The organism is Streptomyces sp. YIM S03343 (assembly GCF_054729195.1).
In genome coordinates this window covers 6,402,086-6,418,339 of record NZ_JBPUKX010000001.1, presented here as the reverse complement: position 1 = coordinate 6,418,339, position 16,254 = coordinate 6,402,086, and the positions used below count along the sequence as shown (strand labels likewise).

The following is a 16,254-nucleotide window of genomic DNA, read 5'->3' as shown; positions in this document are numbered from 1 at the left end:
CCTGTCCCGCCGATTCCTGAGTGTCCGCCTGCGCTGGTGGGTCCGTGTGCGGGGTGTCATCAGCCGACGCACCGGTACGGGTCGCGTGGGAACCCGCTGTGCGTCGTATGCCGGTCCGCCGTGGAGGCGCAGCGGGCGAAGTAGGCTCATTTCTTCGTCTCCCGCCCGTACTTGATCAGGACACAGCCCCCGCAAGAGGACTGTGCGGGGGCTGTGATCGTCGATCTGTTCGCGGGTCAGCGGCGGGACTGGAACCAGATGATCAGCAGGCTGACGGCGTTGGTGCTGAGGTTGTACGTCGCCCCGCGCCACACCTGCCGGGAGACAATACGTCCCTGCCGAGTGAGACAATTCCGCAGGTGGTAGACCATGCGGCGTGGGTGGCTGTCCCTATGTAGGGAGTCCTTGTTACTCTCGTCCACGATGTTCTCAGTTCCTTTCAGTTCCAACCTGATGGGCGTACATCGCGTAGGGAGCCCCCCTCGACACCTGGCCTAGGAACCGAGTCGAGGAGCGGGCTCCTTTCTGCTCAGCAGAGTCTACGCAGCATCACGAAGTACTCCGGCGATCAGCACGGAACTGTGGTCGCCTCAGATGTGCTACGCGCGCCCATGATTCGGCTCCTGAAGTGGGCAAGCGGGGAAGGCAACACCACGCGCTTGGTGTGCTGAAAAAGTCGGAATCAACCATGACGGCCCTTCTCAGGCCGGTGTCCTCACTTCTCGTCGGTGCGGTTGCTGCGCCACGGCCTGTCAGGCAGGCGGTCCTCGGCGGCCCTCTCCTTCATACGCTGCCCCGCGGTGGCGACCCACAGACCGACGAACGCCGCGACCAGGAGGGCCCATCCGATGGGAGGTAGGCCGACGAAGAAGCCGAAGATGAACAGGACGATGAGGGCGGCGAAGATTCCGCCTGCCGTGTTGATCCTTTTCTGGGGCTGCTGCATGCTCCGTGCCCTCACTTCTCGCGGTGGTAGCGGTTGATGTGGTTGTTGATGCTCTCCCGGGCGCCCCGGTAGCCGCAGCCATGCGGGCATTCCTCCCACAGTCCCTTGTCGACGGCGGCTTTGGTGACGGAGTTCTTCTCGTCGGGGCCGTAGCCGTGGGCGTGGAGCATCTGGGCGACTGAGGCGTCGTGATGGATGGCAAGGAACGCGGCTTCGGCAGTCTTGTCGTGGCCTGCGGCAAAGTACCGGCCGTAGCCGATCTCCTTGCCGCACCCGCAGAAGCAGAGCCCGGTGGGCTGGGCGGTGTCTGTCATGCCATCAGGTTACGATCCTTGACAACCCAAGACAACCCAAGGAATCCAAGGGTTGCGACGGAAAGTCGCCCCACAGAAAGACCCCTAGGACGGCCGAACGCGGAGACCCCGGTACGCGGAGACCCTCCGATGCCTCACCGTCCGTCAGGCGCGCCCACAGCACGTTCGGTTGCGAGGGATCGACCGTCGTGGTTCCCAATAGGCTCACGTGTCATCCATGACGCGCTCCCCGGGACTACGCTCCCCGCATGGCAACCACTCGTGACCGCGACGGACGGCTGGTCCTGCCCTTCAAGAGGGTTGAGGCTCTGGCGAGCGTCATCGACCTACGGGCTGAGGCCCTGGCAACAGGACGACTCCCGTACCCGCAGGACTGGCCGCTTCCTCCATGCCCCGAGTGCCACAGGCCAGTGACCAAGTGGCTGAGCAGCGGGGGCGAGGAACGGCCCCGCGTCTTCCACTTCTGGCCCTGCAACCACGGCATCGTCGCCGATCGATCGCCACGCGACCAGGGCAACAGAACCTCTGACTCTGGGTAATGTTCCTTGGGCATCTTGCCCCACACCACCGACACAGAGCACTCGGCCACCCAGCCCTGCCAGGCATGACAGAGCGAGGTAGGCGGTGGCTACGGCCTCTACGTTTGGGTCGTGCTCAGGTCGGAGGGATCCGCGTCTTGTGTTACGAGCGCTGGCGGCGCGGGGATCGCCGCGGTGGGGTTGGGGCGCCAGTCGGTGGTGAAGGGGAAGTCATTGTTCACCCAGAGCACGCCAGCCAGCTCAGAGGGCATGGTCCAGCGCGGGGGGTTGGACGGATCGATCTCGACTGGTGCGTGGATGAACGTGTCTCCGAAGTTGAACTGGAAGCTCAGCGTCGCAGCGCCCTTGAGTAGGTCATCGAAGTGCTCGACCTGAAGGCCGGTGAACCTGTCCGCGCCGGCCGCCACGATCAGCGGGAGTCCGGCTTCCTTCGCGAGCGCGCGGTACTTGCTGACCTTCTTCTCGATCCCGACGGTGAGCGACCGGGCCGAGACAACGCCCGCCAAGTTGCTCGGGGGAAGGAGAATTGTGCGCATCCCGGGGGGCTGCATGGAACGGCCCGTCCTCGGATCGGCCTGGAGCAGGAAGGTGTAGCCCTGGCTCCGAAACAGGGTCTGGTGCAGTGGGGAGAGCAGCTCCCGGCGTAAGTCCTGGGCGATCTTCTTCGCGGTGCGCGCGTCGGGGGTGTTGAGCGGGCGCGACGGGTCACCGGCCACTGCCAGGACGACGGGGACCGGTATCTCCTTGAGGCGCTCGACCAGGGCGTGCCACGCCTTGATCTTCGCGGTTGTCCCCTGCCGGGGGCTGTGGGTGAGGACTTCAACCAGCGCGACCGGCGTGCCGTCAGCCCCGATGACGGTCCAGTCCGGCGTCAGCGTCCCCCACCGCCGCTCAAACTCCACGCTGAAGCCTTGTCGCCGCAGCGCCGCGCCGACGGCGAGCTCGATGACGTCGGGCCAGAAGTTCTGATCGCGCCACAGGTTCGCGGCGAAAGCCGCCGCCGTAGCCTCGGGCAGGAGATCGAGTTGCTCGTCCAGCCAGATCCGCCAGGGCTCGTACTCGTCCAGTACCGCCTGGTCGTAGGAGAGCATCCGGTTCTCAGGGGGGCGCTTGCCGTAGCGGTGGCGCTGTTCGGCGACGAACTGAGGGCCAAAGCGCCGAAGGACCTGTTCCGTGTTCATAGGCCCGGATTCTCCGCCTTCCCGCGCCTGCATGCACCCAAGTTCCAGAGGGTCCTACCCGGCAGACGAACGGGGGGGTTCACTCACAGCCGCCATCCGGCCGTAACTATACGAGATCCGGGCCGTTTCGAGGGGGAGTTTGCCATGCGCGATCACCGCTCCCGCCAGGTGTTTCTTTGGATCTCCACCCTAAAACCCTTGCTTGCGTTGCGGGTTTACGGGAAGATTTCATTGTCGCCAACAAGGGAAAGGAGATACGATGTCCGCCAAGAAAGACTTCCAGCAGCTCCGCCAAGAGCTGGCTGCACAAGGCTTCGAGGTGAGGCAGCTCAAGAACAACCATTACGCCGTCTACCAGGACAGCGTGTGGGTGTGCGGCCTCCCCGCCACACCGAGCGATACGCGCGGTCTGGCCAACCAGATAGCGGCCCTGCGCCGTGCAGGCTTCGTCTGGAAGGGCCGCTGAGCCGGTCAGCCACGGTGGTCCCGGTTTCTCGACTGAACCGGGGCCACCCCCAACTACACAGAAAGGGACCACCAGCGATGATCTGGAGCTCGTACGTCGAGTACGACGCCCGCACGGTGCCGGCCGAGGTCCATCAACGGGCCCTGGAACTGCTGCCAGCCGACACCGACACCACCAGCACAGCCCCGAACGGCCACCTCTCCTTCTACGTGAACGTCGAGGCACCAACCGCCGAGATGGCCGCCATCGAGGCCCTCCGCGTCACCGGCGACATCGTCCGCCAGACATACGGCTCGTGCGCGGTCTACTGCTACGAGATCGTGCCGCTGGAAGAACGGGAGCGCCGCAACAGCGAGCCCCTCACGATGCCCGAACTCGTCGGCCAAGCCGAGATCGCCACCCTGCTCAACATCAAGCCCGCCCGAGCCAGCCAGGTCGTGCAGACGGCCCTCTTCAAGCGGCACGCCGAGCCCGTCGCCCGCCTCGCCGCTGGCCCGGTGTACCTCGCCGCCCAAGTCCGCGCCTTCGCCGCTGCGTGGGACCGCAAGCCCGGACGCCCCCGCAAGACCGACAACCAGTAAGGAGACCTTCTGTGGCTATCGAGATCGTCCACGAGCACGACACCGACGGCACCGAGACCGGTTGGTACACCGAATCGGTGCCCGAGACGTACGTCAAGGAGGAGCCCGACTGCTACGCCTGCAACGACACCGGATGCCCAGCCTGCGACGGCTCCCAGATCGACCGATCCAAGACGTTCACCCTCACCGAAGCGGGCTGGCCCCGCACCGGGGGGACCTGGGGCGGATCCAGCAACGAGCCCCCCTTCTAACACGAGAGGACGCCCCATGGCGCACCGCCTCACGTTCGACCCGACAAGCGACGCCGGCCTTGCCATCGTCGAACTGTTCAACTCGAAGAAGAGCATGGAGAACCAGGACAGCACCCTGAACACCGGCGACATGATCGACCGGCTCAACGACTGGTTTACCCAGCTCGGCATCGACACCGACGCCGGACCCATCACTCCCGCCTGACCCCGCGAACAGAGAAGCCCCGCCGGTCTCGACCTCCGGCGGGGTTCTCCTTCATTCTGCACCATCCTGGCTACGCGTCGAACGTGTACTCCAAGACGAAGGCTGAAGCGTCGAGGGTCATGTCGTTGACCTCGACCGGCTGGCCCGCCTCGGTGAGGGCTGTACGGAACACGCGGAGGACAGGGGTACCGGCGGCCAGAGCGAGCCTTTGCATCTCCTCGCGGTGGGGCATGCGCGACTGGACCTCCTCCACGAACCGTGCGGGCCTGTGACCCATCTCAGCCAGCCGCGCATACACCCCGCCAGGCCCGGTGTCCTCCTCTACCATCCGCGAGCCAGACAAAAGGGCAGCGGGCAGGAAGCTCACCGCGTACAGGACGGGCTTCCCGTCCAGCACGTACCGGCGGGACCGTACACACACCGCCGAGCCCGCCGACACACCAAGGACGCCCGCCACGTGCTGGGGCGCCGACCGTTCGGACACCTCCACCTGGTCCACGAGGAGCTGCCGGTCACCGACTTCGTCGGCCCACATCGAACGGCCAGCTCCCCACTGCTCGCCGGCCAGCCGCTGCACTGCCCGCCGCCGCAGCGGCCGGAACGCGCGCACGAAATGGCGCCTGGCGGTGGGCGACGGTGATAGCGAAACAGGTCTGGGCGGACCCACGCACTACCAGACCGCCATCGGCCGCCACACCCCCGCGACGCCCCGCCACCCGCCACCGGCCCACCGGCCCGCCGACCGATCCGCCACCCGCAGTTCCGCCGCGACCTGCGCCGTGCCCGCCCCGGCCGCGAACCGCTTGACTCCCCCCCAACCGCGTGACCTCCCGCTTCTCCTGTTCCGCGGGCGTCAGCCCGCTCCCTTGCGCCTACCGCATGAGGCCGTCGTACCGCAGGAATGACCACTCGTCACGGCCACCCGAGATCGCCAATTTTCAACCTGCGTAGCGGGACATTCCTCATCGCCGTGGCCTGTGCACGCATCCGCGGTGTAGGCGTGACTCTGCGCGCTGCGGCTCGCGTCCTGCGTTTCACGTCACTCAGAGAGGTGCCTTCCAGGTGCAGGCAACGAACACCCGTGATCGCATGATAGCTAAGGTGCTCCTATATCCATGGCGGGATATCATGAGAAAAGGCAACCTAACCAGAGATGAACTAATCACCCTCGGCATGCTTGATTCACTCCCAGAGTGGAGGCAGCGTTCAATTGAGACAGTCGAACTAACAAGCGCACTTTGGGCGGATCACATTCGAAAGCTGCACGTGAGGCCACTGGCGACTCACTCTGTACTGTCGGATTTTTTCAAAGATTCAAATGAGCAACATGTTGAGGTAGTTCTTCCTGTTGGATATCTCCCGAGAGTGCCTATCCTTGACCTCTTTGTCACAGTTGCCGAAAAGCAAGTGTACCGAATTCCGCTAGAGGACGGTGCTCGACTCCAGGGCCTCCACATCGAGCGTCTGGGACGTACTATCGGGTTGAGGGTCAGCGACGATCTAATCAATTTCATGGCCGCGCTTTTCTATACCCCTTCTCGCGGATACAAGGAAATTTGGGAGGAATGCAATCACCATCCATTCCGGAAGTGTGTAAGTTGGATCCGCGGAGGGAAACCGCCATGGAAGAAAAGAGACGCGGTATGGGAGTATCTGAAGAGCGAGGATCCTGCGACCATTCTGGGATTCAATGTCTCAAAAGGCGAGTACGATGAATGGGATAAGCTTTGCAAGGGAATTGGAAAGATTGTCCGGCTTTTTGAACCGACAGACTATTTGAGCGCCCCCGAGAATCCTCTGATCGCACTTCCTCACTACGCAGAAGAGCTATGGAAACGACAGAACCAACGGCTAACAAAAGGAGCGGTTAACGCTATTCTGCTAGAGCTTTTCACCACACTGTCGAGTGCAGCAAAAATGGCCTTCCCGGAAAGCGCGGAGGACATCGCCTTTCTAGATCGCCAGGAGGATATTGCCTTCTCACGCCGCAAGGAGGACATTGCCTTTTCTCGCCGCAAGGAGGGTGAGGAGGACATCTTCTACATGCACCGCGAGGAAGACATTGTCTTCCTGCGCCGCAAGGGGGACGACCAGCGGGGAGCTGCCCAAGAATTTCTCCGTGAATACGCAATTTGCGGGTTTCGGTGGATGGTTTTCGTGAAGTGCAAAGTACCCCGCAATGAGCCATTCATCATCATGATGGAAGAGACGCGACCACTCATTCTCACAACAAGGAAGGAAAAAGAGCCCGCCCGAGGGAAATATCTAGCGAGGAAGTCGCCTTTTCGCGCTAATAATACCGTATGGAAGATGGTCTCGTTCAATGATGCCGAAACGAATCACCTAAGCATTCGAATTCCGGATACTGCGGCAAGGTTCCACCATCGCTCGTGGACGCAAAACAACGATGTCCTCGGCGATAAATGTCACCCAATCAAGAGAATCCCGGATGAAGAGACCAAGGAGGGCGAACTCTACCTAAGGCACGATTCAACACCAAATCGCGCCAGTCGAATTTGGGTCAAATGCCACCTGCGTCTAAATAGAAATATGGCGTGGATGTTCTGGTTGACCGCTATCATCACATTCGCAAGTACGGTGATCCTATGGTATCGCGGGCTGGGAGAAGAGCCGCCCGTGGGGCCTGACCACGGAGTGGCGGCGGAAGATGCCGCTGTACTTCTAATTCCAGTGGCATTTTCGGCGGCCATTCTGCTTACGAAAGATCAAACAACAATTGGCATGCACCTTCGGAAGCGCGGACAAGTCGCCCTGACTGTCTTGCTATTTTTTCTTCTCGCTTCAGCTTCCTTCTTTTACTTCATTCATCACATTGTCCCGCATTAGAAATAACAGATAGGTGATCGTGGTTCAGCGTCAGACCTAGCCCGTCAGTGCCGTCAATCAGCTGCTTACGCAAGAGGGCTGACGCTGATATCCGGCCCCACCATGACAGGTCGAGGTGTGCCCCGGCTGCACCAACATGAAAACGGGTACAGCCGCCAAGCGGCAATTACAGTACTTAGACAGGGCATCGGACAAAAATGGGTGAGGGCCGCCCCGCTCTTCCGAAGAGGCGCAGGGCAGCCCTGTTGTCACACGACGACTTTGAACCCGTGCTTCTTGCCGAGGGCCTTGAGGGACTCGGTGCCTGGGATGCCGTCGGCTGCCTTCCCGCTGAAGTGCAGCTTCCGCTGCCACTTCGCGTATGCCGCGACCGTGAGCGTTCCGAACGAGCCGTCGGACGCGTACTTCTTGGCGAGGAGGCCCTCCGCGCGCAGTGCGGCCTCGACGAGCTTCACGCCGACCGCGTACGTCTGGTGTCCCTGCTTCGCCTTCGGGTCGGTCTTCGCCGCCTTGATCAGCCGGGACAGGGACACGGTCGGCTTCGACGTGCCCGGCTTCGACGTGACGGCGCCGGGCCAGGTGTAGGAGGTGACCGGGGTGCCGCCGCGCGGGTCGTTCGGGTCCGCGGTGGGCGGGCAGACTCCGTCCGCGAAGCGGGGCGCGAAGTAGCCGACGATCTTCGACGACCGGCGCAGGGTTGTGTGGGGCCACACACCGTTGCCCTGCCCGCTGTCGGCCGCACCCGTCTGGATCGAGTTGCCGCCCTTGGTGTAGACGTTGTCGGCGTCGAAGCCGACGACGATCTCCGTGTGCGCGCCGTCGTTGAAGTTCACCCAGGCGTCCACGCTGGGGTATTCGGACCACTGGCCGCGGTCCTTCGCCCACGCAGTGAAGGAGTCGACGCTGTCGGTCTTCAAGACGATCGCGTCGAACCCAACGTCGTGGTACATGTCCCAGTCGAAGATCACGCACCAGGCGACGCCGTCCTCGCCGTACTCGGCGCCGAACTGGGTGTGGTTGTCCCACCCGTCGGTCGACGTCCAGGTCTCGTAGATCTTCTCGGGGATGCTCTCGACGTGGTCGAGGAGCGTCCGCCAGTCCGGTGTCCCCGACGCGGTGGTGCCGGTCGCCCACGCCTTGAGCTGCGCCACGCTGGTGAAGTTCGCGACGTCCTTGTCTATGCCGTTCTGGCTGTACTGGTGGAACAGCCACGGGTGCTGGATCGCCGGGGAGCCGGCCGTGTTGCTGTAGTCGGCGATCCACAGGCCGTCCTCGCAGTACGAGGTGGTGTCGACGTTGAGCCAGAAGTTCCGGTTGCAGTAGAGGACGACCTTGTGGGTGGGCCGTAGTGCCTTCACGGCCTTGAGGAGGGTGTCCTTGTCTGCGCAGGACACACCGGAGTCCTCCCAGTCGATGACGAGGATGTCACCGGCCTCGGACATGCACTCGTCGACGAAGTACTGCGCCTGCGCCTGCGTGTTGCCGGGTCGCGCGAAGTGGTAGAAGCCGACGACGGCGCCGGCCGCGCGGGCGGAGGCCGCCTGGTCGGCCTGCCGGGGGTTGATGTAGCTGGTGCCCTCGGTCGCCTTGACGAAGACGAAGTCCTTACCGGACACGTCGGGGGTGGCCGACTGGTAGCCGCTGACGTCGATGCCGTTCAGCATCAGGAGTCCTCCGGGGAATCGTTGTGGTGGTGCACGGTGCGGGGCGGCAGCGGGGGCAGCTCGATTCCGAGCCGGGCAGCGATGGCCGCGTTGACGAGGTGCTGGTGCGCCTGGTCGCGCTCGTAGGCGTCGCGCCAGGACGAGCCCGAGTTCGGGACGAGTTCGGCGGCAAGTTGGCGCACCGTCTCCTGGCTGCCGCGTACGTCGGCGATCTCCTCGCGGAGGGCAGCGACGTGCTCCAGCACGCCGGGGCGGGGCGGGCTGGTGTCCGGGTCGCCGAGGAGCTGGTCGAGGCGATCCCAGCGGTGGACTCGGCGTCGCAGCGTGGGCCGGACGCTGCGGGCGACGGCCGCGATGGTGAGGACGGTGCCGAGGGCGCCCCCGGCGATGGAGATGGTTTCGAGAGCGCTGGAGCCCGAGGACGCGAGGAACACAGGTGCCGCCTACAGGGCAGGGCCCGGCACCCCGTGGGGCGGTGTGCGGGGCGGGGCGGGGGGATGCGAGGTGGTGGGGCGCCGGGGCCGTTCGGTCGGCGTGGGGGGCCGTGTGGGCGCCGCCAGGTCCGCTCAGGCCGCGCGCCCGGCGAGGACGGACACGAGGGTCGCAACGTCCACGGCTAGCGCCAGGACGACGAGCAGCCCGAGCGGTAGCGTGGGGCGGCGCTGGTGGGCGCTGTTCACGCCTTCGCTCGAAGCTGGATTGCGTCGATGTAGCGGCGCAGCTCGACGTACGTGGACAGCCGCATCCGGAACTCGCCGCACAGGCCCCAGCCGGTGCTCCACGAGTTGCGGAGACGGATGATGGTCTTCTCGGGGATGACGTGCCCGGCCGCGTTCTGGGCGACCTCGTCCAGGCCGACCGCGAGGACCTCGTGGCCGCCCGCGAGCGCGGTCGACGCCCAGTTCCCGGAGTCGACGAACCCCTCGGCGTCCGGGGTGAACCACGCCTGGAACCAGGGGGTGCCGATGAGGACCGGCCCGTGCTGGAGGAGGGAGGCCAGGCTGTCGGCGGTGGTGGCGTGGACGTACGAGCCGATGAGGCCGCGGGCCTTGAGGGCGCGGGCGATACCGAGCCCGGAGGAGCCCTGATCGTTCGGGGGCCACTCCCCCGGCAGGTCGTCGTCGACGGTCTCCTCGTGGTACAGGCAGATCACGTACCGCTCGCAGGTGACCGGGTCGCTCGCGGACAGGCCGGCCTCGGCGAGCCGGTCGGGGCCGAGGAGGAACGCGAGGGCGGCGGTGCCCGCGTTCGCGGTGCACGAGCCGAGGACCCTTACTCGGGCCGCGCCGGGCACAAGGACACCGGTGTCGATTCCCTGGACGTCGAGGTCTTCCTGGTTGAGGACCGGGATGGGGATGTCGTGGCGTACGGGGCGCATGACGTGGGCCGGGTCGTGGTGGTGGAGGTAGGCGAGGGAGCGGGCGTCGAGCCGGTGGTGGCGGCCGAGGCGTACGTCGGTCGGCTGGTAGCGGTGCACGACGGTGCCGTGGGTGAGCACGAGGTCAGGCCTCCGGGCATGAGAAAGCCCCCGGCACGGGGTGCCGGGGGCTGGATGGGGTGGGGGTTAGCCGGATATCCACTGGGCGGTCAGCGAGCAGGCGACGTCGCCACCCGCGTTGGTGTTCAGGGCTGCGCCGGAATTCTGGTGGACCTGGACCTCGATGTAGTCGCCGACGGCGCAGACGGCCGAGCCGGCGGTGACGAGGCCGGCGGAGCCGGTGGCGTCCGGGGTTGCCGTCTTCACGAAACTGCCGTGGATGGCAACGCCGTTGACGGTGATGCGGACACCCCGGTTACCGGTCGCGTTGCCGACCAGGCCGAGACTGCCGAAGACCGCGTACGTTCCAGGCACCTGCACGGTGTACCGACTGGAGTTCGTCGTCGTGGAGTGCCCGTTGTCGGAGTCGTACTCCTCGGTGTCAATCGTCGCCGACGTCCAGGTGTTGTTCACGATGGCCTGGGCGGTCGCCTGGTAGCCGCGGAAGCGGGGGACGCCGTTGCCGGCCGATCCCATGAGCCAGTCGCCCATCGCCTTCACGTTCGCGTTCCACAGGGCGCCGGTGAGGAAGCTCCCCGGGCTTTCGGACGCGATGACGGGCACAGCACGTGCCACGGGAACCTCCTAGTAGGCGAAGGCGATTGAGTCGAACCGGGCGACCGTGTCCCAGGTAGCGGGGTCGGTCGTCCCGGACGGGAGCGGCTCGCACACGGTGTCGTTGGCGGTGTGCGCCTTCGTCGTCGCCGCAGTGAGGGTGAGGACGCCGGTCGTCCACCCGCTGCTGGTCGTGCCGACCGACTTCACGGTGACCGTCTCGGTGTTCGCGGTGCCCTGCCCGAGGACGAGTTGCTGCCCGGGGGCGATCTGCTGGGAGAGCACGTTCGTGTTGTCGGCAGGGGCCCGGACAGTGACCGAGGTGGCCCCGGCCGCAGCCGTCGTGTTCAACGTGGTGTGCCAGGCGGCGAACACCCCGTAAGGGGTGAGGTCCGCCGGCGAGCACTGGAGGGTCAGCCACGCGTCGTTGTCGCTGTCGAACTCCCACTGAAGGTTTTCGACGAAGCACTCAACCTGCGAGGCCGGCGCATTCGGTGGGCGCCTCATCACCCGTACCCGGGTGCCGAGTTCCAGGGCAAGGCACACCGGCCAGAGGGCCGGGTTCGCCGCCGGGTGGAGTTTCAGGGTGCTGACCCGGGTAGCGGGCTGCCGGTACCGGGAGAGGAGGTAGGCGGCGGCGTCGTTGCACTCATCGGTGGAGGACGCGTTGATGCTGCGGGTCATCGTGCGGGGGAAGTACGCGGCGACCGAAGTGTCGTCGACGGCGTAGAACTGCTGCGAGCTGCCCTCCTGGGTGACCGTGACCTGGTTCGACAGGTGCGTCGAGTCGTAGTCGAGGGTCACTTCCTCGTACGGCCACTCGCCGAGTTCCGTCCGCTCCCCGAAGATGTAGGCGGGGGTGAGAGCGTTGTAGCGGGCGGCCCGCGACTTGAACTGGATGCCGCCGCCGGCGTCGACGAAGTGCGCGCCGTTCTCAGTGTCGACGGCCCCTTGCAGAGCGGACATGGCGTCCTGCCCGTCGAAGGTGGCCGGGCCCATCGACGTGGTCATCCCGCCACTCAAGTGGGTGACGCCGTTGAAGCCCGCATAGCGGAGGATCCGCGCGTAGCGCGCGTCGGTGGACTCGCCTGCGCACGCCGACCGCCATGCCTCGTACAGGTTCGACACTGCGGTCGAGGACAGAAACGTGGGGAATTCGGCGGCGAAGCTGATGTCGCCCTTGAAATTAAACGTCGTACCGTTCCCGACAGTGATGTCGACGAACCCGCCGAGGTTGTCCCCTGCAATCCCGGTCGGCGTCAGCGTCGAGGCAAACCCGGACAGAGCGTTGTACGAGCCGTCCTGCGATGTGAAGAGCTGCCCGGTGGCCTGGTTGTAGCCGAAGATGAGCAGGTGCCAGTCTCCGTCCGCGCAGTTCGTGGCTGCGTGGAAGTAGTAGAAGGCGTTCGTCCCGGTCGGGCCCTGCAGACTGATGACCGGTTTTCCGTCGGAGTAGAGGTAGATGTAGAGGTGCGATCCGGACGGGATTCCGTTCGCCCGCTGGGTGTCCATGGCCGACCACATGTGCGCGGCGTGCGTCGGGGTCGGCCCCGTGTACCGGAACGCGATCATCCGGGTCCAGAGGGTGGGGTCCGCCGGGCCCTTGATCCCCGCCGACGTGAGTTTCAGGAACGAGGCCCCGCCCGAGATCAGGTTCGTGCCCGGGTTGCTGTTGTTCACGGTGGCGACCGTGCCTGAGCTGCCTGTGTAGATGCCGGCGGCGCCGTCGTTCGCGGCGATCGCCGCGCCGAAAGTGATCGACCCGGCACCGTACTTGCCGATGCCGATCTGCACCGGACTGTTGTTGCCCGTCCAGTCCGCGGCCGTGGTGCTCCCGGCCGGCTCGTCGAGCTTGTAGACGAAGCGCGGCGAGTTCGCGTTGAGTTCCATGGTCAGGGCGTCGCTGAGCTGCTGCTGACTCAGCAGGGCGAATGTGTCGACCGCGTTGGGCTCGACCATCCCGTACAGGCCGTTCATGTCCCACGACGACGGCCAGCGTTCCATCCAGCCCGCGTACACGGGCCACCATGTGCCGGGGCACGTCCACGCGGTGGCGGCCGTCCCCTTCTCCAGTTGCCAGCCGTCGCTTTGCAGGGTGACGGCCGCCGCCGCGTTGGCGGCGAGGGCCACGCCGACGCTCATGCCGGACACGTTCGTGGGGGCCGTCACGGTCAGCGTGAGGTTCGTCCAGTCGGTTGCCGCCCCGGTCAGGGTGGCACTCCCCCCGTACGTGTAGCTGGTCGGGGAGAAGCCGGCGCCGGCGACGTACCAGCCGAAGAAGGGCTGCACGCTCAGTGAGGTCGCCGCGGTGATGTTCCGGACGCGGAGTTGCATGGTGTAGGTGCGGCCGGGGACGACGGACCAGCGCGGCGTGTGGACCGGCAGGGCCCCGGCCGCCGACCCGGCGGGTACCGCGAACTGCATGACGGTGCCGCCCGACCAGGCCGTCGAGGACGCGACGAACGATCCGCCGCTCGTGTCCGTCGTCGAGAAGATGTCGGGACCGGCCGACGTCGTGTCGATGTTGCCGAGGGAGTACGGGCCGAGGTCGCCGCCGGTTGCGATGACCTGGTCAAGCAGGTTCCTGCTGACTGGCCATTGAGCGCGCCGCCGGTACGGCTGGTAGGGGGCGATGTGCCCGGCCCACGGGCTGCTGGCATTGACGGGGTCGAGGGCGCCGTCATCGTTCGCGAGGCGTAGGGACGCCTCACCGGAGCGGACCTGGTCCGTCTCGTACTGGCGGCCCCGCTGCACGCTCATCGAGCCGCGGGTGCGGTCGGAGATCTCGACGTACCGGTCGATGGGGAAGGTGCCCGCGTTGGCGTTCCAGAACGGCGCCCACGCGTCCTCGATGCCGGGCCAGTTCGGGTTGAAGGGGCCGCCGTCGCGGGTGTTGACGTGGGCGATGACGGACACGTTGCCTGCGGTCTCCGCGGCCCCGGCCTGCGCCTCGAAGCGCAGCGTGATGTTGCTGGCGTCCCACGTGTAGGCCATGGACGCCTGCTGCGTCCACGTCAGGCCGTCGGGCGCGGTGTCGGCGTAGAACACGCCGCCCGCCTCCCGCAGCCGCCACCAGCGGTGCGCGTGCGGGTCGTAGGAGGGCAGCGTCGTCGAGGTGAGGACGCCGCCGATCTGCATCGTCATCTTGAACGCGCCGGCCTCGACGCGCATAGAGACCGCGTTGTCGATGTCGTACCGCACCCGCATGATCGTTTTGGTGGTGCCGGCACCGTTCGCGGCCACACCGATCTGCGCGTACGCGTACGAGCCGGTGGCGTCGTACAGGGTGCTCGTGGAGAAGACGTTCACACCGCCGGACGCGGTCGGGACCGCCAGCAGAACCTCGTCGTTGACGGCATCCAGGGTCGCTGCTCCCGCCGTGACGTTGTTCCACAGCACGGTGTTGACCACCGGGGCGGTGAACGCGTCGACCAGCATGGACAGTTTGCGGGTGGCCACCGGGCACCTTCCTTCCTGGCGCCCGGCGGCGCCCCATCTGTGTCACCGCTTGTACGGCGCGTACGTCCTGGAGTTGCGCATTCCGAGCCGCGTCATCTGCTTCTCGACGAGGTCGCGGAGTTTCTGCTCGGTGAGGACATGGCCCTCGACCTGGACGTGCACGGTGTTGTGGACGACCGTGCCGCGCCCGCCCGCGCCAGCGACGGCGAGGCCGCTACCGGTGAACGCGCCCGCCCCGGCCGACACCATCGACCCGGCGAGGCGGTGCACGGCACGGGTCGCATGGGAGGCGCCGTCGGCGACACCGGCCGCGAGACCCTTGGGGATCCACTGGCCGATCGACGCAAACACCACCGACGGGGAGTGGATGCCGAGCGCCTGTTTGATCGCCTTCTGCATCGCTTTGGCGATCTTGAGCATCTGCTGCTCGATCTTCTTCTCCTGCGATTGCAGGCCCTTGACCAGTCCCTGAGCGGCTTTGATGCCGTTGCCGTACATGGCGTCGGCGACGGCCTTGCCCGCCGAGGTGGCGGCGTTGTTGGTCTGCGTGTTGAGGGAGTTGATCTGTGCGATCTGGCCCTTCGTCGCCGTGGAGAGTGCGGCGGCCGTCGCCCCGCCCTGGTCGACGCCGGCGGCTGCGATCTGCGAGATCAGGTCGGCGCTGAGGCCCTTCTTCCTGAGGGCCTGGAGCTGCGCGGCGAACGCGACCGCCTTCTGCATCTGGTCCTGCATCTTGTTGACCACGTCTTGCGAGGTCAGGTTGACGCCCTCCTGCGGGGCCTCCGTGACGATGGAGAAGCCCTGCTTGATGCCGTCGGAGACGGACTTGACCTCGTCCGTCCACTTCTTCTGGAGGTCCTTCAGGTGCTTCTGCGCGGCTTTGATCTTGGTGGCTACGGAGTCCCGCTTGGCGGCCAGGCTGCGGAGGACCTTGTCCTCCTTCTTGGCGTACGCCTCCAGCTTCTTGATCGCCGCCTCGTGGGCGTTGACCCACTTGTTGCTGACGCCCTTGGTGCCGCGTAGGTCGGCGACCTTGTTGTACGTCTGCATCAGCAGCGTCTCGATACGCTTCGTCGCCGTCTTCACCTTGGCCGTGGAGCCGGTGAGGCCGTCGACGAGGCCCTCGTTGAGGTAGATACCGATCTGCCGGAACACGCGGCTCGGGGAGTGGATACCGAGCACCGACTTGAAGCTGGACACCGCGCTGTGCGCGATGCCGGACATGACCGACGACACGCTGATGGACTTGATGCCGTTGAGGAGGCCGCGGAGCATGTCGGCGCCGGCGGACCACAGCAGGCGTCCGAGGTTCCCGAGCGCCGCCCGGGCCCGGCCCGGCAGGCCGTTCAGCCAGGAGACGGTGTCCGTGGCCTTCTGGATCGTGGCCGTCTTGAAGTGGGTCCACGCGGCGACGGCTATCGCGACGATCCGCGCGCCGAGGGCACCGAGGGCGGCACCGGCCCGCCCCGGCAGGCCAGTTATCCAGTTGATCAGGGACTTTCCGATGTTGATCGTGCCGTGGTAGGCGTCGCTGAACCCGGATTTGATCCGGCCCCAGTACTTGACGATCAGGACGACGGCCATGCCGATCGGCCCGGTCAGGATGCCGAGCAGCAGCGGCCAGTGCGCCTTCACGAAGTTGACGACCCAGCCGATAGCGGCGCCGATCATCTTGAGAGGGCGGTATGAGACCTGATGCCCGATTCTTC

General features: G+C 65.8%; 15 protein-coding genes. 5 read left to right on the top strand and 10 right to left on the bottom strand.

Going from position 1 to position 16,254, the window contains the following annotated elements; translation table 11 throughout:
* Positions 1-715: 715 nt before the first annotated feature.
* From ACSYGN_RS28200 to ACSYGN_RS28190, 3 genes are all read right to left on the bottom strand, one after another.
* Positions 716-946 (bottom strand): hypothetical protein, encoded by a 231-nt coding sequence (locus ACSYGN_RS28200; protein WP_460400413.1) that lies wholly within the window; start codon positions 944-946, stop codon positions 716-718.
* Positions 947-957: 11 nt separating this feature from the next.
* Entirely contained in the window at positions 958-1,260 is a 303-nt protein-coding gene (locus tag ACSYGN_RS28195) for a hypothetical protein (RefSeq protein WP_460400411.1), read from the bottom strand.
* A gap of 637 nt (positions 1,261-1,897) precedes the next feature.
* Positions 1,898-2,980 carry a hypothetical protein gene (locus tag ACSYGN_RS28190; RefSeq protein WP_460400409.1) on the bottom strand — a complete coding sequence of 361 codons (1,083 nt, stop codon included), beginning with the start codon at positions 2,978-2,980 and terminating at the stop codon, positions 1,898-1,900.
* 259 nt (positions 2,981-3,239) lie between these two features.
* On the opposite strand from ACSYGN_RS28190, the gene ACSYGN_RS28185 reads away from it, so the two are divergent.
* From ACSYGN_RS28185 to ACSYGN_RS28170, 4 genes are all read left to right on the top strand, one after another.
* The gene (locus tag ACSYGN_RS28185; RefSeq protein ID WP_460400407.1) at positions 3,240-3,446 is read left to right on the top strand and encodes a hypothetical protein; all 207 of its coding nucleotides are present in this window, start codon (positions 3,240-3,242) and stop codon (positions 3,444-3,446) included.
* Between the two features lie 77 nt (positions 3,447-3,523).
* Positions 3,524-4,027, top strand: a complete 504-nt coding sequence (locus ACSYGN_RS28180) for a hypothetical protein (RefSeq protein ID WP_460400405.1) — start codon at positions 3,524-3,526, stop codon at positions 4,025-4,027.
* A gap of 11 nt (positions 4,028-4,038) precedes the next feature.
* A complete protein-coding gene (locus ACSYGN_RS28175; RefSeq protein ID WP_460400403.1) occupies positions 4,039-4,278 on the top strand; it encodes a hypothetical protein in 240 nt (79 codons plus the stop codon).
* Positions 4,279-4,294: 16 nt separating this feature from the next.
* Positions 4,295-4,483: a hypothetical protein gene (locus ACSYGN_RS28170; protein ID WP_460400401.1), complete on the top strand. Its 189-nt coding sequence runs from the start codon at positions 4,295-4,297 to the stop codon at positions 4,481-4,483.
* Between the two features lie 70 nt (positions 4,484-4,553).
* Here ACSYGN_RS28170 and ACSYGN_RS28165 read toward each other — a convergent pair whose 3' ends face one another.
* Positions 4,554-5,018, bottom strand: a complete 465-nt coding sequence (locus ACSYGN_RS28165; RefSeq protein WP_460400399.1) for a GntR family transcriptional regulator — start codon at positions 5,016-5,018, stop codon at positions 4,554-4,556.
* A 977-nt stretch (positions 5,019-5,995) separates the two neighbouring features.
* On the opposite strand from ACSYGN_RS28165, the gene ACSYGN_RS28160 reads away from it, so the two are divergent.
* Positions 5,996-7,330: a hypothetical protein gene (locus ACSYGN_RS28160; protein ID WP_460400397.1), complete on the top strand. Its 1,335-nt coding sequence runs from the start codon at positions 5,996-5,998 to the stop codon at positions 7,328-7,330.
* Positions 7,331-7,578: 248 nt separating this feature from the next.
* Here the strand turns inward: ACSYGN_RS28160 and ACSYGN_RS28155 are convergent, their stop codons facing one another.
* The 6 genes from ACSYGN_RS28155 to ACSYGN_RS28130 all read right to left on the bottom strand — a co-directional run bounded on the left by ACSYGN_RS28155 (position 7,579) and on the right by ACSYGN_RS28130 (position 16,216).
* Positions 7,579-8,994 carry a GH25 family lysozyme gene (locus ACSYGN_RS28155; RefSeq protein WP_460400395.1) on the bottom strand — a complete coding sequence of 472 codons (1,416 nt, stop codon included), beginning with the start codon at positions 8,992-8,994 and terminating at the stop codon, positions 7,579-7,581.
* A complete protein-coding gene (locus ACSYGN_RS28150; RefSeq protein ID WP_460400393.1) occupies positions 8,994-9,428 on the bottom strand; it encodes a hypothetical protein in 435 nt (144 codons plus the stop codon). The genes ACSYGN_RS28155 and ACSYGN_RS28150 overlap by 1 nt, the downstream gene beginning before the upstream one ends.
* A 242-nt stretch (positions 9,429-9,670) precedes the next feature.
* On the bottom strand, positions 9,671-10,492 hold the full coding sequence (locus ACSYGN_RS28145; RefSeq protein ID WP_460400391.1) for a hypothetical protein: 822 nt from the start codon (positions 10,490-10,492) through the stop codon (positions 9,671-9,673).
* 66 nt (positions 10,493-10,558) lie between these two features.
* On the bottom strand, positions 10,559-11,107 hold the full coding sequence (locus tag ACSYGN_RS28140; RefSeq protein ID WP_460400389.1) for a hypothetical protein: 549 nt from the start codon (positions 11,105-11,107) through the stop codon (positions 10,559-10,561).
* A 9-nt stretch (positions 11,108-11,116) separates the two neighbouring features.
* Positions 11,117-14,545, bottom strand: coding sequence for a hypothetical protein (locus tag ACSYGN_RS28135; protein ID WP_460400387.1), 3,429 nt, complete (start codon positions 14,543-14,545; stop codon positions 11,117-11,119).
* A gap of 42 nt (positions 14,546-14,587) precedes the next feature.
* Positions 14,588-16,216, bottom strand: a complete 1,629-nt coding sequence (locus ACSYGN_RS28130) for a hypothetical protein (protein ID WP_460400385.1) — start codon at positions 16,214-16,216, stop codon at positions 14,588-14,590.
* Positions 16,217-16,254 lie beyond the last annotated feature (38 nt).

What these genes read in the sequence shown, in the direction of transcription:
- ACSYGN_RS28155 (WP_460400395.1), bottom strand. Translation starts at nt 8,994, where the DNA reads ATGCTGAACGGCATCGACGTCAGCGGCTACCAGTCGGCCACCCCCGAC.
- ACSYGN_RS28160 (WP_460400397.1), top strand. Translation starts at nt 5,996, where the DNA reads ATGGCCGCGCTTTTCTATACCCCTTCTCGCGGATACAAGGAAATTTGG.
- ACSYGN_RS28200 (WP_460400413.1), bottom strand. Translation starts at nt 946, where the DNA reads ATGCAGCAGCCCCAGAAAAGGATCAACACGGCAGGCGGAATCTTCGCC.
- ACSYGN_RS28165 (WP_460400399.1), bottom strand. Translation starts at nt 5,018, where the DNA reads ATGTGGGCCGACGAAGTCGGTGACCGGCAGCTCCTCGTGGACCAGGTG.
- ACSYGN_RS28170 (WP_460400401.1), top strand. Translation starts at nt 4,295, where the DNA reads ATGGCGCACCGCCTCACGTTCGACCCGACAAGCGACGCCGGCCTTGCC.
- ACSYGN_RS28190 (WP_460400409.1), bottom strand. Translation starts at nt 2,980, where the DNA reads ATGAACACGGAACAGGTCCTTCGGCGCTTTGGCCCTCAGTTCGTCGCC.
- ACSYGN_RS28180 (WP_460400405.1), top strand. Translation starts at nt 3,524, where the DNA reads ATGATCTGGAGCTCGTACGTCGAGTACGACGCCCGCACGGTGCCGGCC.
- ACSYGN_RS28130 (WP_460400385.1), bottom strand. Translation starts at nt 16,216, where the DNA reads ATGATCGGCGCCGCTATCGGCTGGGTCGTCAACTTCGTGAAGGCGCAC.
- ACSYGN_RS28185 (WP_460400407.1), top strand. Translation starts at nt 3,240, where the DNA reads ATGTCCGCCAAGAAAGACTTCCAGCAGCTCCGCCAAGAGCTGGCTGCA.
- ACSYGN_RS28195 (WP_460400411.1), bottom strand. Translation starts at nt 1,260, where the DNA reads ATGACAGACACCGCCCAGCCCACCGGGCTCTGCTTCTGCGGGTGCGGC.